Origin of the sequence: Cellulophaga sp., from assembly GCF_039943695.1 — a bacterium.
GTDB lineage: Bacteria > Bacteroidota > Bacteroidia > Flavobacteriales > Flavobacteriaceae > Cellulophaga.
This window is the reverse complement of sequence record NZ_JBDVAA010000162.1, coordinates 35,763-52,012: the sequence shown is the minus strand read 5'-3', so window position 1 is coordinate 52,012 and position 16,250 is coordinate 35,763. Positions and strand designations below refer to the sequence as shown.

The following is a 16,250-nucleotide window of genomic DNA, read 5'->3' as shown; positions in this document are numbered from 1 at the left end:
TGCTTTAATTTTATTATTTTTTTTAGAAGTAATTATTACTTTTTAAACTCGCTTAAAGTTTTTGTAATAATAGCAACACACTCTAACAACTGTTCTTTAGTCATTACCAATGGTGGCGCAAATCTAATAATGTTACCGTGTGTTGGTTTAGCTAGTAAACCATTTTCTTTTAATGCCATACAAATATCCCAAGCAGTAGAACTATCTTCTGTATCGTTAATTATAATAGCATTTAATAAACCTTTACCTCTTACTAACGTAACTAAATCACTAGTTTCTATAAATTTACCTAACTCTTCTCTAAACAACTCACCAAGAACCTGAGCGTTTTCTGCTAATTTTTCATCTCTAACAACCTCTAAAGCAGCAATACCAATTGCAGCTGCTACAGGGTTACCACCAAATGTACTACCGTGGTTACCAGGAGTAATAACATTCATAATATCATCATTAGCTAAAACACCAGAAACTGGGTATGACCCTCCTGACAATGCTTTACCTAAAATTAAAATATCTGCTTTAACCTCTGGAGTTCCAGAACAATTTTTATCTGCACAAGTACAATTACCACAAGTGGCTAATAAACGGCCAGTACGTGCAATACCAGTTTGTACTTCATCTGCAATAAACAATACATTGTGTTTTTTACACAATTCTTTAGCTGCTGCTAAATAGCCTTCACTAGGAACGTAAACGCCAGCTTCTCCTTGTATAGGCTCTACTAAAAATCCTGCAACATTTTTATTACCTTCTAGTGCTGTTTGTAATGCTGCTAAATTATCGTACTCAATTTTTATAAAACCATCTGTGTATGGCCCAAAGTTTTTACGAGCAACAGGATCATTAGAAAATGATATTATTGTAGTAGTACGTCCGTGAAAGTTATTTTCACAAACTATAATTTCCGCTTCATTTTCAGGTATGCCTTTAACTTCATAAGCCCATTTTCTACATATTTTAAGTGCCGTTTCTACTGCTTCTGCACCAGTATTCATTGGCAATAACTTATCATAGTTGAATGTTTCTGTGGCAAATTTTTCAAATTTACCTAACATATCATTATAAAATGCTCTAGATGTAAGTGTTAATGTTTGTGCTTGGTTTACCATTGCACCAACTATTTTTGGGTGACAATGACCTTGATTTACTGCAGAATAAGCAGATAAAAAATCGTAGTATCTTTTACCTTCTACATCCCATACATACACACCTTCTCCTTTGTTTAATACAACAGGTAATGGGTGGTAGTTGTGTGCTCCGTGCTTTTCTTCTAATGCAATTGCGTCTGCAGATGCCGATCCTTGAATAATTGACATAATCTAATTCTTTTAAATATAAAACTTAAACGATTCCTGCTTTAAGGAGAGAAATCAACCTTATTTTTTAATGTGCTGCAAATTACAAATTGCTAACGGGGCATAAAAAAATTAAGACATTAATAATTAATTAGTCTTTAATTTATAATTCGTCAAAATAATATTGAAACTAATAAATTAAATTTAGCTATAATTTTATTCATAATTAATAATAAGCAAGTATTTAGATAACAAATAATTCTACTATTTTTGCGCTATGCGAAGAAAAACAAAAAGAGTAGTTTTTGAGAATGTAGAAGTAGTAGATGCTGGTGCAAAAGGAAAAACTATAGGAAAAGCTCCTGACGGACGTGTTATTTTTTTAAACAACGCCGTTCCTGGTGATGTTGTAGATGTACAAACCACAAAAAAAAGAAAGGCATATTTTGAAGGTACTGCCATAAATTACCATACTTTATCTGATAAAAGAACAGAACCACAATGCGAACATTTTGGCGTTTGTGGTGGTTGCAAGTGGCAACATATGGGTTATGAGCACCAATTGTTTTACAAACAAAAAGAGGTAGAAAACAATTTAACCAGAATTGGACACTTACAATTGCCTACCATTACTCCTATTTTAGGATCTGAGAAACAATATTTTTATCGCAATAAAATGGAGTTTTCTTTTTCTGATAGTAGGTGGTTAACTTTAGACGAAGTAAAATCAGACAAAGAAATTGAAGACCGTAATGCCCTAGGATTTCATATTCCTGGTATGTGGGATAAAATTTTGGACATTAAAAAGTGTCATTTACAAGCAGACCCATCTAACGCAATTAGGTTAGAAACTAAAGAGTTTGCTACTAAAACTAATATGACATTTTTTAACCCTAGACACCATACAGGTGAGTTACGTACGTTAATGATACGTACTTCTTCTACAGGAGAAATTATGGTACTTATTCAGTTTTTTGATGATCATAAAGAAAACAGAGAAGCACTTTTAAACCACTTGGCTACTACGTTTCCAGAAATTACTGCCTTATTGTATGTAATTAACCAAAAACATAACGATACTATTTACGATCAAGACATTGTCTGTTTTGCTGGTAGAGACCATATTTTTGAAGAAATGGAAGGTCTTCAGTTTAAAATAAATCCAAAGTCTTTTTATCAAACTAACTCAGAACAAGCATATGAGTTGTATAAAATTACTAGAGATTTTGCAGAACTTAGCGGTGATGAACTAGTATATGATTTATATACAGGTACAGGAACTATTGCTCAGTTTGTATCTAAAAAAGCAAAAAAAGTAGTTGGTATAGAGGCTGTACCAGAAGCCATAGAAGATGCTAAAGCCAATGCTAAGCATAATAAAATAGATAATACTGTTTTTTATGCTGGTGATATGAAAAAGATTTTTAATCCTGAATTTATTTCTCAAAACGGTACACCAGACGTAATTATTACAGATCCACCAAGAGAAGGTATGCACAAAGATGTAGTTGAACAAATTTTAGCTATTGCCCCTAATAAAGTGGTTTACGTAAGTTGCAACAGTGCTACACAGGCAAGAGATTTAGAATTAATGAATGATATGTATGAGATTACTAGATTACAGGCCGTAGATATGTTTCCGCAAACGCATCACGTAGAAAATGTTGTACTTTTAAAAAAGAGGGCATAATAATTGTTCCAAATTAAAAAGAAATCAAACTATATATTGATGAAAAAAATAGGAATATTAGCCGCAATTCTTTTGTTTACAGGCTTTACATCTTGTGAAAAAGATGATATTTGTGTAGACGGTGACACTGCTTTATTAATTATAAATTTTTATGATTTTGAAGCAGAGGAAGAAACTGAAAAAGCAGTAGCTAAACTTAGAGTTGTTGGTGAAGGTAAAGATACCACTGTAGACACAGTTGTAGACAGGACCGATTTAAAAACCATTAGTATTCCTTTGCGTATAAATGAAACCTCTACAACCTATAATTTAATCTCTAACTCTGCTGATAATGAAGATGGAGACGAAACAGGTAACACAGATGCTGTAACGTTTAATTACACGACTAAAGAAGTCTATATTTCTAGAGCCTGTGGATATGTTATTCATTACAATGATTTAACAAGCACACTTACTGCAGATGCAGATAATTGGATTAAAAATGTAGAAGTAGTAGAAACCAAAGTAGAAAACATAGCCGTAACACATGTTAAAATTTATCACTAGTATTTTCCTTTTTAGTATTGTTTTTAACGGCTTTGCCCAGAGTAAAACAATTGATTTAAACAAAAAAGATACGCTTGTTTATGAGCAACCTTACGGTATACGTTTAGGGGTTGACTTAAATAGGCTTGCTCAAAATTTCTACAGAGAAGATTACAAGGGTTTAGAAATTACAGGAGATTACAGACTGTCTCAAAACCTATATGTTGCAGCAGAACTTGGTAACGAAGAAAACACCAGAGATGAGGATAATTTTAATTTTACCACTACAGGTAGCTATTTAAAACTAGGTGTAGATATAAATGTATACGATAATTGGTATGGAATGAATAACTCTATTTACATTGGAGGTAGATACGCATACAGTACATTTAAACAAAAAGTAAACAGTTACCAAATTTATGATAGTAATAGGTATTGGCAAGATGATTTTTTGCCTGGCACAGAAAACTTATCTGAGTTTGATGGTTTAAATGCATCTTGGTTAGAGTTTGTTTTAGGCACTAAAGTAGAGATATTTAAAAATTTATATTTAGGCGCTAGTGTACGCTTAGGGTATTTATTAAGTAATAAAACAGCTGATGGTTTTGCTAATATATGGATACCAGGATTTAATAAAACTACAGAAGGGAGTAATTTTGGAACTGGATATAATTACAGTATTAGCTACTTAATACCATTATATAAAAGAGCTAAAAAGAAAAAGGAACCTGTGCAAACTGAAGAAGAATCCAAACCTGCAGAAGATAGCAAACCTAGAAAATCTCTAAAAAAATAGTAAACAATATAAAAAGTTATTTTTTACATAAAAAAAGGTCAAAAACATATGTTTTTGACCTTTTTTAGTATTTATATCTTTATAAAAGTTAATTAATACTAATCTACACTTTTATTAAATTTAGCCTTTTTACTGCCCTCATACATAACATATTTTACAAGCCTAGATTCTAAGTGACTATTAAACACTTTTATTTTTCTAGACGGACGTAAACCTACGTGTTTTAATGCCTCTAAGTTAGATGTTATAAACCAAGCATCTGTTCCTGGATATTTTTGTTTTAGCGTATCTCCGATGCTCGCATAAAACTCTTCCATCTCTATATTTAGTCTTTCACCATAAGGCGGATTAAACACCATATGCAAATGACCGTTGATCTCTTTTTCTGTATCAAAAAAGTTTTTACGCTCAACAGTTATATAATCATCTAAATTTGCATTTTCTACGTTGTCTTGAGCTTTTCGTACAGCAGAAGGTGCTTTATCAAAACCTTTTATTTTAAAATGAAAATCTCTTGTTTTGTTTAAACTACTATCTACAATCTTCTCAAACAAATCTTCATCAAAATCCGACCATTTTTCAAAAGCAAATTCTTTTCTATTAATATTAGCCGGTATGTTACAGGCAATCATTGCAGCTTCAGTTAAAAAAGTACCACTACCACACATAGGGTCTATAAAGTCACACTGACCATCCCAACCGCTTAGCAACAAACAACCAGCAGCTAAAACCTCATTTATTGGCGCTATATTGGTTGCCGTTCTGTAACCACGTTGGTGCAAAGATCTTCCTGATGAATCTAGAGCTACATTACAAGTATCATTCTGAATATGTATATTAAAACGTACATCTGGGAACTTAACATCTACATTTGGTCTTTCGCCTTCTGTATCTCTAAATTTATCTACAATAGCATCTTTTACTTTTTGAGACACGTATAAAGAGTGTGTAAACATATCAGACTTAATAGTTGTGTCTATGGCAAAAGTGGTATCAGTTGTTAAAAACTCTCCCCAATCTATAGCGTACATTTTTCTATATAAATCTTGCTCATTATAAACCTTAAAAGAAGTTACTGGTTTTATAATTTTAATAGCTGTACGCAAGCATAAGTTTGCTTTGTACATAAAACCCTTATCTCCTTCAAAAAAGACACAACGCACGCCTTCTTTTACATTTAAAGCGCCTAAGTTGCGCAATTCTTTTGCTAAAATCTCTTCAAAACCAAATAAGGTTTTGGCTATCATTTTATAATTATCCATAGGTATATTAAAGAATACGCAAAAATACATTAATTTTGCCCCTTATTGCATTTTGTCTGCAAAATTGTATTTATATGATTTATATTTTACCTATTCTTGGGGTATTACTTAGTTTTATTTTTGTTTACGTTACCAAACCAAAAAATAAAGAAATTTTTAAATTACTACTAGCTTTTAGTGGCGCTTTTTTATTGGCTATAACTGTTTTTGAACTTTTTCCTGAGGTATACAAGCACGGACACCCAAAACAAGTTGGTGTTTTTATTATGTTAGGTATACTGCTACAAATATTTTTAGAGTTTTTTTCTAAAGGAGCAGAACACGGTCACGTACACCTAAATATTGATAACGTTAATTTGCCTTGGATGCTTTTTATAAGTTTATCTATACACTCCTTATTAGAAGGTATGCCATTAGGACACCACCACAATCATAATTTTGTGTATGGCATACTTGTACATAAAATTCCGATTGCTATAATTTTAAGTATTTTTTTACTTAATTCTAAAATTAAATTAGCACAAGCAATATTGTTTATTACCCTATTTGCTTTTATGACTCCTTTAGGTAGTTTATTAAGTAATAATTTAACTATACTAAAAACATACCAGATACAAATAACTGCTTTAGTTATTGGGGTATTACTACATATTTCTACTGTTATTTTGTTTGAAAGTTCCGAGGGTCACAAATTTAATTTAAGAAAGTTATTAGTTATTATTTTTGGTATAGCCATTGCTTATTTTATTTAAGATATGTTTAGTAGAGAAGAATCTAAAAAATTGCGGGAAGAATTCTGGATTTCTTTTGGAAAATCGTTTCCAAGAAAATGGACTTTGTATAACACTGATATTAAAAATTTATCTTTTAAGTTCTATTTTGATAAGAAAAACGCAATGGTTACTTTAGATTTAGAACATAACGATTTAGAGAAACAAATAGATACTTGGGAAAAACTAGCCTCTTTAAAGTCTATTTTAACTTCAGATTTTTTACCCGGTGCCATTTTTAAAGATTCTTATATCTTAGATAATAAAAAAGAGATTTCTAGAATTTATGTAATTAAAGAAAATGTTAGCATACACAACAAAAACACATGGCAAGAAACTATGGTTTTTTTAAATGAAAATATGCAAAAGTTTGAAGCTTTTTTTGAAGATTATAGTGATATTATTAAATCTTAAAATAACTTTATAAAAGTGTTAGAATAAAGAAAAAATGAGAAATACTACCTGCTAACACAAACAAGTGCCAAATAAAATGATTGTAAGGTATTTTATGTATAGCATAAAATACAATACCAAAAGTATAAAACGCTCCTCCTAACATTAATAAATTTAATGCAAACGGACTTACGCTTGCTACCAAGCTACTGTAGTCTAAAACAATTAACCACCCCATTGCTAAGTAAAGCAATAGAGAAATAGCCTCAAACCTACCAGTAAAAAAAAGCTTTAAAATAATACCTAAAAGCGCAATACCCCATACAACCCAAAAAATAAGCCAACCATTACCACTTTCTAATGTTATTAACGCCACAGGTGTATATGTGCCAGCTATTAGCACATAAATACTACTATGGTCTAATATTCTATATTTTTCTTTTAAAGTTTTGGTTGTTGCTGCATGATACAACGTAGATGCTGTGTAAAGCACTATTATAGAAGCTCCATAAACTACTAAACTAAATAATGCAAATGTTGTTTTATTAGTATTAAAATAGAGCAATACAAATAAACCTACTACACCTAAAACAACTCCTATAGCGTGGGAGGCAGTGTTTAATCTTTCTTCATTCATAACAGCAATAAATTACAGTACAAAATTACCCAATACTTTTGACTCTATTAACTAAAAAAGGCGCTAAAAGCGCCTTTTAAATTTAAAATTATCTATATAGTGTAAAGTGACCAACATAACGTTGTTTTTCTTTATCATTGGCATTAACTACATACCAGTAATCTCCAGTAGGAACCTCATTACCTTCATAGGTACCATCCCAAGAAGTAACATCATCTAACCTTGCTACTACTCTACCATACCTATCATAAATTATAATTTCTATGTCTGGAAAAAACTCTCTGTTTTTAGGTGCCCATCTATCATTTTCATTATCACCATTTGGTGTAAAGAAATTAGGAATTTCTATTTTACCAGTAAACTCAAATTCTAACTTAACCTCAACTACACAACCTTGAGCATCCTCTACACGTACAGTTACTGTTTCATCTTCATTTAACTGATATATTGTGTTGTCTCCTTGTGAAATTCCTTGAAAGAAATATGTATATCCTCCGTACCCACCTTGGGCTAAAGCTGTTATCTCATTAGGACCAGTTTTAATTGCTGATAAAGTTAACGGATCATAAGCATCTAAAGTAAAGTCTACTGAAGTAGAACAACCATTACTATGATATATATATACTGTATGCGTGGTATCAGGTGCTAAATCTCCAAATACATTTTGTGTCGTTGCCAAAGCAATATCATCTACATCCAAAGAAAACATTAAATCTGACATAACACTACTATCTGCCATATCTATAGTTACTGTACTAAAAGGGAATATACCACTACAACCATATTCAATAATTGGTGTTGCACTTAAATCTACCCCGTAATCTATATTTATAATAGCATTAGTATCACAGAAATTAGCATCTCTAATAAACACAACATACGTTTCTCCACCTGCTAGGTTATCAAAAAACAAGTTGTCATTTCTAACAAAATCTGCTGGGTCTGATGAGTTTACACTTGTTTCATAATACTCAACTCCAGTTACCGGATCTACAAAAGGGGTTCCACCATCTATAGACAAGGTAGCTGTACCGTCTGATGCGTTAATACACAACTCTGGTGTAGTGTCTACATCTGCTACAACAAGTACTTCTGGTTCTTCTACAATAATTTCTCTTAGTATACTACAACCTACAGAATCTTGTATTAAAACAGAGTATGTACCTGGTGCTAAATCTTCAAAAGTAATTGTGTTAGGGTTTTCATCACCAACAAAAAATTCACTTAAAGTATCTGAGATAGAGAACTTAATTTCCCCTGTTCCGCCTATAGCTTCAATTCTAATACTACCATCAAAATCTCCTGTACAACTTACTGGGTTAGACTCAGCTACTAATACCTCTAAAGGTGTTTTTGGCTCTATTTCTATAATATCAGATATTGCAGAACAACCTCCACTGGTAGCATATACATAATATGTACCTGGTGATAAATTTCTAAATACACCAGACTCTTGTTCTGGACTAACTATATCTGCAGCGGTTGGTACTGTAGGTACACCACCTAAATTGTTATTAACTAAAGTATACCTGTAGTTTCCTATTCCTCCAAATGCTTCTGATCTAACAATTGCTGTTGCTTCTCCTTGACACTTGATTTGTGCATCAACTAAATCTAAAGCTACGACCAAAGGAAGGGCTTTATCCAAACCAACCTCATTAGATTGCTGCTCTGGACATCCGTTTCCGTTTTGAACATCATACTGGAATGGTCCTGGATCTACATCAATATCTGGAATAGTAATAACTACTGATATCACATCTGGACCGCCAAAGCTAACGAAAGCATCTGTTGTTCCTGACCTTCTATAAAAATACTCCATACCGGCTACTGGGTTAGTTACACTAAGACCAATTCTTCCTAAATCTCCACATCCAGGAGGTGTAATTTCCACTAGCTCCGCCTCTACTGGTTCTGGATCTATTATTGATATTTGTGGTGTTGTAAAACTACAGCTCCACCCATCAAAAACCGTAATGGTATAAAAACCTGCTGGTAAGTTAGGGAACGTAGCAGACTCTTGTAATCCACTTGTGTTTGTAATTGTACCAGAACTATCTAATCTATTTAATTGAAATAAATACTCTTCACCGTCACCATCTAAATCTTCACCACCTGTTACATTAAATGCTCTAATTACACCATCATTTGCTCCAGGACAAAGTAAAGGTTGTACTATTTCTATATCTGAGTTTATTGCAACTGGTAAACTAAGTGTTATATCATCAAAAACAATACAACCACCATCGTCTCTTGTACTAACTCTATAATTACCCTCCGATAAGTCACTAAAAATTGGAGAAGTCCCATAAGCAACCTCAACAGTGTATGTACCTGCTGTTGCTGTTTCTTTCTCTAATTGATACTCATAAGTACCCCAACCACCATCTGCTGTTGCTGTAATTTCTCCCAATCCAGGAACCTCACAAGTAACATAAGCAGTCTGCTCTGCCATAGTTGTTAATGCCCTATCTGGTGATCTTACTGGTGCTGTATTACTAGATGTATCACAAAACGGAGTTTGTAACGCCTCTACTCTTACAATTAAATTACCCGCAGGTAAACCTGTTATAATTTCTGGTGTTGTTATTGGTGCTGTAGTATCAAAAGAACCCGTAACACCTGTAGTTACTTCTGCTCCTGTATTATCTACTAAAAACACTTCGTAATTATAAGCGCCAGAGTAGTTGTTAACTACTATACCTATTTCACCGTCACTAGCACCAAAACAAGAAACTGGTTTAACTTCACTTATTACGGCTTCTATAACATTAAAGTCCGGAACTGTTGTTGTTGGTGTAACAAATAAACACGTACCGCTATCTATATCCCTTACCGCAAAAATATAATCTCCAGGAACTGTTACATCCCAAACTACACGATCTGTACCACCAGATAATTGCGCTGGTTGAGAACCAAGGGGCAAAACTTGCACCTCATAATTACCAGGACCCTGATCTATTATTATTTCTAACTGTCCTGGAGCCGAACCTGCACCTGTAGCATCACAAGTAATACCACTTAACAAATTAAAATTAAATGTTAGGTCTGTAGGCGTTAATATTGTAATAGTTTCTATAGTCTCACAACCTTTATCATCTCTTACAATAACATCAATAGTTTGGTCTACACCTCTATCAATAATTTCAAAAGTGTTTGAAGACTGAAAATTAGTACCGTCATAAAAAGGAGTACCATCATTTAAGCTATAGCTATATGAGCCATTACCTGTTGGTGTTCCTGTACCATCTCCATTATCATCTGTATAAATAGTAATGGTTGTTGTACTAAATGAATTTGCTGAAGGATTACAAGTAAAATCTGGTGCATCTACAGCTACTTGTAAAACAGTTGGTTCATCTACAACAATATCTAAAGACCTCACTGCACAACCTCTATCCGAAACTACCTCAACTTGATAAGTACCTGGTGCTAAATTTTCAAAAGTTGGATCTTCTATAGATTGTAATGGTGTTGTACTTGCCCCTACATAAATATTATATGTAAATGGTGCATCTGTAGCAGAAGCAGGATCTAACTCTACAGTTATACTACCATCATCAGCGCCATTACAAGACACATTTTCTACAACAGTATTACTTATAATTGGTGTATTAACTGTAATAATTTCTACCGTAGTAATATCAGAACATAATGGAGCTGTATTAGAGTCCAAATCTGTAACAGTAATACTATAACTACCTGGTGCTAAACCTGTAAAAACTTCTGGATCTGTATCTGTAGGCTCGTGAGTTACTGTAGTTGTACCGTCATTTAACTCATACCTAAATCTACCACTACCGCCAGTGGTTTCTACTGTTACAATACCATCTGCATTATTACATGATGGTTGTGATGAAGCACTTGCTGAGATTGAAAAGAAATCGAAAACTTCTACAATCGTACTACTTGTACAACCATTACCATCACGCACAGTTACTGTGTATGAACCTGCATTTGGCACTGTAAAGTTAGGACTATCTTGAAAACCATTACCAATATCATATTGAAAAGTAGTTTCTGGACCACCTGGTGTTGTTAAAGGCGAAGTAACATCTATAGTATAATTTGCTACGGCAACACATTGGTTAGTTACATCTACTGTTGGATCTGCCAAGGCTGGATCCATATCTACTACAACACCTGTTAATAAAGAAGTACATCCTTTACTATCTTGTATATAAACATCATATGTTCCTGGTGGTAAATCGTATACATTATTTGTTGTTAAGGCTGGTGCTGGATCTCCTGTTGGCACTACTCCAAAAGTATATACTGGCGACCCACCAACTCCACGCAACACTAACTGTCCGTTTGGATTTAAACAGTTTGCATTTGTATTACGCTCCACAACTGGTGTTGGATTATCATTTGTTATTGAAACCAAAGCACTTGCATTACAGTAATTAGCTGTACCTGTGTCTTCTGTTACTATTACTTGATAATTACCTATAGGCAAGCCTGTAAAAGTTCCAGAATGTGGAAATGTAACATTAGTTTCTGTTATAGGACCACTAATAACTGCTCCTGTATCTGTATTTGTTAAACTAATGATAATATCAGATCCGTTTGGTAAACCATCTATTACATAATCTATATCTGCATCGTCTGGCACAGAACAAGATGCTGCTGAAGATGAAGCGTCTACAGTTAATGGATCTAGTGTTGGTAAAGGATCTATCTGTTGTATATATCTACAACCATTATCATCTACAACCTCAACAAAATATGTTATTCCATACTCAACTTGCCCTGTAAAATCGTGCGTATCTGCATCTACATTTGGAGACACTAATGTTTCTCCAACCAAACCTATTAAATACGGCGCTGTTCCACCTGCAATATCTACTAAAAAAGTAAAAGCTGTAGAGCAATCTGGCCCTGGTGTTGGTACTGGAGTTATTGTTAAACTATTTTGTCTTAAATTAATTACGTCTCTGTCTTCACAAGTACTAGCATCTGTAGTTTCTACAACATAATCTCCCTCTGCTAAACCAGGGAAATTAGCTGTTGTTGCCGCTGTAGGGCCAACAGTTGCTAAAACATTACCCGCTGTGTCTAATAATGTGTATGTAAATGGCGCTGTACCATTAGATACGGCTGTAACATTTATTTCTCCGTCTGCTGGAGCTACACCACAAGTTGGAGGTGTAAAATCTACTGTTGCATCTACCGCCGGTGCTGCAGGACCTACTGTAAAAGGAACTCCTATATTACAGCCTCTACTATCTCTTACGTAATATGTATAATTACCTGGAGATAAATTACTAAATACAGGCTGATTTGTAAATGTTGTGTTATCTGCACTATATTGATAAGGAGGTACACCAACTGTGGTATCTGCTATTAATTCTACACTACCTGTACTATCATCTCCACAAGTAGGATCTGTAACATTGGCAGTAGCAGCAATTGGCTCTGTAGGATTTAATGTTATTACATTTGTTTCTACTGTACAAGCCTCATTATCTGTTATTCTAAATTGATATGTTCCTTCTAAAGCAGTAGTATACACAAATGAAGCTCCTGTAAAAGGTACTGTTGCAGAGTAAGTTCCTCCATTATAACTTACTTCATAAGTTTGGTAAGGCGTATTACCGTTAGAAACATTTACTCTTATTTCTGCATCTCCGTCTCCCGGAACTAAACTACAGGTTAATTCTTTTTGTATTGCAACTGTTGTTGTTGTTTGTGGTCTAATGTTTCTACCTACTGTATCTGTACAGCCATTACCATCACGAACTTGTATTTGGTAACTACCAGGACCTGGAGCAGGAATATTTTCTGTAGCTGAACCTGCAAACCAAGCTCCTCCATTTACACGATATTCATAATTTCCGTCTCCTCCTGAAGCTGTTACATTTATAGTTGCAGCATCTGTACTATCAAAACAAAAATCTGATGCACTAGTATCTATCACTAATGATGGTGAACTTAATGGTGTTAACGTAAAATTGAATGATGTAGAGCACCCTTCACTATCTTCAACAGTTAAAACATAGGCACCAGGGTAACTTAACCCTGTAAAATTAGGGTTACTTCTTGGACCTATATCTGACAATGTTCCGGGTCTTTCTAATGTATATGAATAACCTCCCCATCCACCAGATGCATTTGCTCTAATAGATCCTCTGTTATTATTATCACAACTCATTGGAGTTAGCGTAGGAGCCATTGCCAAAGCTGCTGTAGGTTCATTTATTGTTAAAGTTGCAGTTTCTACACAACTGGTCTCATCATCTGTTACAGTAATTGTGTAGCTACCAGCTGCTAAACTAGATACATTTATTAGATTATCTGTCTCTCCAGAAACAACTGGATTAGCATCAATTTGATATGAGTATGAAGATGAAAAACCATCTACAACAAAACGTCCACGACCATCAGAATCTCCCACACAAGTAACATTATCTTGTAATTGCGCAGTAACTTTAATAGAACTGATATCTGTAATAGCAAAACTTTCTGTGTAAGAACAGCCACCTGCATCTGTTACTCTAAATGTATAACTACCTATACCTAAACCTGTAAATATATTGTTTGTACCGTTTGATACTGGACTTGGAGCTATAATCTCATAATCTGTTATTGTTCCTCCGTCTGTAACAGCTAAAGTTACAGTTGCTGTACCTGTAGCACAGTCTATACTAGAAACAGTAAAATCTATATCTGTTGGTTTATTTAATGCCGCAAAAGTTACATCTGGCAATGTTTCTACACAACCATTACTATCTCTAACTTGTGGCGTATATGTACTTCCTTGTGATAACCCTGGAAAAACAGTGTTACCCAATACAAAGCCAGATCCAATACTATACTCATAAGGTCCTGTACCACCTGTTGCTGGTGCAAATGTAATTTCTCCTCCGTTTTCATTTCCACAACTTGGTTCTGCTGTTGTTGATGTAGATGAAATTATAGATGAAGGCGTTCCTATTGTTTGTGTTACAGGTGCTGTTGTACACACAAAAGTATCTTGCTCGTACCTAACAACAACATCATAAGAACCTGGTGCTAAACTAGAAAACACATTACTATTTTGAAAAGTTACACCATTATCATTACTATACTCTAATGCATAACCATTACTATTTGTAACGTTCACCGTTAACCTACCATTATTGGCTCCACCACAATTAGCATCATCTGCCGTTACATTAAAAACTGGTGGTGGTATATTTTGTACTTCTACGGCTGCTTCTTTTGTACAACCATTTACATCTTCTACCAATATATTATAAGTACCTGCAGAACTTACTGTAAATACAACCGAACTAGCAAAAGTAGAGCTATAAGTTGTACCTGCATCTAAACTATAACGAAAAGGAGACGTTCCTCCAGACACATCTAAAGTTACATCTACACTTGTTGCTCCACAACCAAAACTATCTGTTGCAAAAGCTGTAGCTTCTATAGGATCTAAACCATTACCTATTGTTATTGGGTCACCTGCAATTTCTGTTACGGTTACATCACAATCATTAGTTTCTACTTGTACAGAGTATGTACCAGGACCTAAATTATTAAAAGTATGATTTGTATTAGCACTAGGACCAAAGGTATCTAATGTTACTCCACCTTTTAAAAGTCTATAGCTATAAAAACCTGTTGCTCCAGAAACAGATACTCCTACGTTCCCTTTTTCTCCACTACAAACAATATCTGTTTTGGTTACATCTACTGTCATTGTTTCCTCTGTAATAGTAATTACTTCTGATGGAAATATACAAGATGTTGCTGGCGCATCTTTTAACTGTGCAAACACTTGGTAATTTCCAGGTGCTGTAATATCAAAAGAAGGACTATCTTGAAAAGGTCCTGTTGAAGAATTTAAACTATACTCATACCCAGCAGGTACATTAGTGACTTCTATATTACCTGAGTTACCACAAATAATATTTTTTGATGTTATTTGAGGATCTAATGGGTTAGATGTTACTCTAAAATGATAGTAAACTCCAGAGCCTATACGTACTCTATACTCCCCTTCTACCCCTGCATCACTAGCATCTAATAAATAAGTTGGGTCATTACCTACTGTAACCCAATCTCCACTACAAGCACTGTTGTAAGTAGGGCAATCATCTGCTCCTACAAAAGAACAACCTGAACCTAATTTTTGCCATACATATGATCCCCCTGACGAACTTAATGACACAGTTCTATCATCCCCAGTACCACATAAAAAGAATTTTGCAAGTGTACTACCATCATCAGGACAAGTACTCTCTTCATTTGCTCCATTAATAATAGTTGCAAACATTACAGGTGCTGCCAGCGTATTGGCTTTTGCCTCTGTTTTAGTAGTAAACTTGGAGAAGTTTGTTTTTTCTTTGGCAGGAGTTTCTTTTTTCTCCTCCAATGTTAGTGCTTTAAATAAAGCATCATCAAAAGTTATTACGTCTGTTATAAAGTCGTAAACTTTAGGGTTAGCAATAGCGCTAGTACATACTATAAAGCCAAAAACTAATAGCATAGCACATAACGCAAGTTTTCTTTTACTTGGTTGCATAGGTTAAGTCAATTTTTGTAAAGAGTATGGCAACTTGGGGAATTGCAATAAACTCTTAGAGTAATTTTATAAAAACTTTATTTTTAAATTATTAAAACTCTTAGGTCTATATAAACGCCAAAAAATGTAAAATAGTGTCTGCTCTTATGTATTTAATCTATAAAAGCACATTATACAACAGTTAACGCCGTATTTCACAACCTTACAAGGTGAGTAATTTACTACAAAAATAGCAACTATTTTTAACACTATCACTTAAAATTCGATGAACGTCACACCTAATTTTAAGTTACAAGTGTAACTTATGTGCAATAAAAAACGCAGTAACTCATTAAAAATATATGAATTACTGCGTTTAAAACTTTATGTT

General features: G+C 33.9%; 9 protein-coding genes. 5 read left to right on the top strand and 4 right to left on the bottom strand.

What is annotated here, in order from left to right:
• Positions 1 to 35 precede the first annotated feature (35 nt).
• Entirely contained in the window at positions 36 to 1,316 is a 1,281-nt protein-coding gene (gene rocD, locus ABJD66_RS11055; protein WP_348131459.1) for an ornithine--oxo-acid transaminase, read from the bottom strand.
• Between the two features lie 256 nt (positions 1,317 to 1,572).
• On the opposite strand from rocD, the gene rlmD reads away from it, so the two are divergent.
• The 3 genes from rlmD to ABJD66_RS11040 are packed head-to-tail and all read left to right on the top strand — an operon-like array spanning position 1,573 to position 4,306.
• Complete coding sequence (gene rlmD / locus ABJD66_RS11050) at positions 1,573 to 2,985, top strand: 23S rRNA (uracil(1939)-C(5))-methyltransferase RlmD (RefSeq protein WP_100895421.1); 1,413 nt, start codon at positions 1,573 to 1,575, stop codon at positions 2,983 to 2,985.
• A gap of 39 nt (positions 2,986 to 3,024) precedes the next feature.
• Positions 3,025 to 3,531, top strand: a complete 507-nt coding sequence (locus ABJD66_RS11045) for a DUF6452 family protein (protein WP_348131456.1) — start codon at positions 3,025 to 3,027, stop codon at positions 3,529 to 3,531.
• The gene (locus ABJD66_RS11040; protein WP_100895419.1) at positions 3,512 to 4,306 is read left to right on the top strand and encodes a DUF6048 family protein; all 795 of its coding nucleotides are present in this window, start codon (positions 3,512 to 3,514) and stop codon (positions 4,304 to 4,306) included. Before ABJD66_RS11045 ends, ABJD66_RS11040 begins: the two co-directional genes overlap by 20 nt.
• 98 nt (positions 4,307 to 4,404) lie before the next feature.
• Here ABJD66_RS11040 and ABJD66_RS11035 read toward each other — a convergent pair whose 3' ends face one another.
• On the bottom strand, positions 4,405 to 5,568 hold the full coding sequence (locus tag ABJD66_RS11035) for a THUMP domain-containing protein (RefSeq protein ID WP_232732617.1): 1,164 nt from the start codon (positions 5,566 to 5,568) through the stop codon (positions 4,405 to 4,407).
• Between the two features lie 74 nt (positions 5,569 to 5,642).
• Between ABJD66_RS11035 and ABJD66_RS11030 the strand changes: the two genes are divergently transcribed.
• Together ABJD66_RS11030 and ABJD66_RS11025 are read left to right on the top strand one after the other, a co-directional pair.
• Positions 5,643 to 6,320 carry a ZIP family metal transporter gene (locus ABJD66_RS11030; protein ID WP_303543418.1) on the top strand — a complete coding sequence of 226 codons (678 nt, stop codon included), beginning with the start codon at positions 5,643 to 5,645 and terminating at the stop codon, positions 6,318 to 6,320.
• Positions 6,321 to 6,323: 3 nt separating this feature from the next.
• Positions 6,324 to 6,752 carry a DUF4268 domain-containing protein gene (locus tag ABJD66_RS11025; RefSeq protein WP_100895416.1) on the top strand — a complete coding sequence of 143 codons (429 nt, stop codon included), beginning with the start codon at positions 6,324 to 6,326 and terminating at the stop codon, positions 6,750 to 6,752.
• Between the two features lie 7 nt (positions 6,753 to 6,759).
• Here ABJD66_RS11025 and ABJD66_RS11020 read toward each other — a convergent pair whose 3' ends face one another.
• Together ABJD66_RS11020 and ABJD66_RS11015 are read right to left on the bottom strand one after the other, a co-directional pair.
• Entirely contained in the window at positions 6,760 to 7,368 is a 609-nt protein-coding gene (locus ABJD66_RS11020; RefSeq protein ID WP_348131450.1) for a hemolysin III family protein, read from the bottom strand.
• Positions 7,369 to 7,456: 88 nt separating this feature from the next.
• Complete coding sequence (locus ABJD66_RS11015) at positions 7,457 to 15,880, bottom strand: T9SS type B sorting domain-containing protein (protein ID WP_348131447.1); 8,424 nt, start codon at positions 15,878 to 15,880, stop codon at positions 7,457 to 7,459.
• Positions 15,881 to 16,250: the final 370 nt, after the last annotated feature.

Bases quoted from the DNA above. Each gene is read 5' to 3' on its own strand.
- rlmD (WP_100895421.1), top strand. From the start codon at position 1,573: ATGCGAAGAAAAACAAAAAGAGTAGTTTTTGAGAATGTAGAAGTAGTA.
- ABJD66_RS11040 (WP_100895419.1), top strand. From the start codon at position 3,512: ATGTTAAAATTTATCACTAGTATTTTCCTTTTTAGTATTGTTTTTAAC.
- ABJD66_RS11035 (WP_232732617.1), bottom strand. From the start codon at position 5,568: ATGGATAATTATAAAATGATAGCCAAAACCTTATTTGGTTTTGAAGAG.
- ABJD66_RS11030 (WP_303543418.1), top strand. From the start codon at position 5,643: ATGATTTATATTTTACCTATTCTTGGGGTATTACTTAGTTTTATTTTT.
- ABJD66_RS11020 (WP_348131450.1), bottom strand. From the start codon at position 7,368: ATGAATGAAGAAAGATTAAACACTGCCTCCCACGCTATAGGAGTTGTT.
- ABJD66_RS11015 (WP_348131447.1), bottom strand. From the start codon at position 15,880: ATGCAACCAAGTAAAAGAAAACTTGCGTTATGTGCTATGCTATTAGTT.
- rocD (WP_348131459.1), bottom strand. From the start codon at position 1,316: ATGTCAATTATTCAAGGATCGGCATCTGCAGACGCAATTGCATTAGAA.
- ABJD66_RS11025 (WP_100895416.1), top strand. From the start codon at position 6,324: ATGTTTAGTAGAGAAGAATCTAAAAAATTGCGGGAAGAATTCTGGATT.
- ABJD66_RS11045 (WP_348131456.1), top strand. From the start codon at position 3,025: ATGAAAAAAATAGGAATATTAGCCGCAATTCTTTTGTTTACAGGCTTT.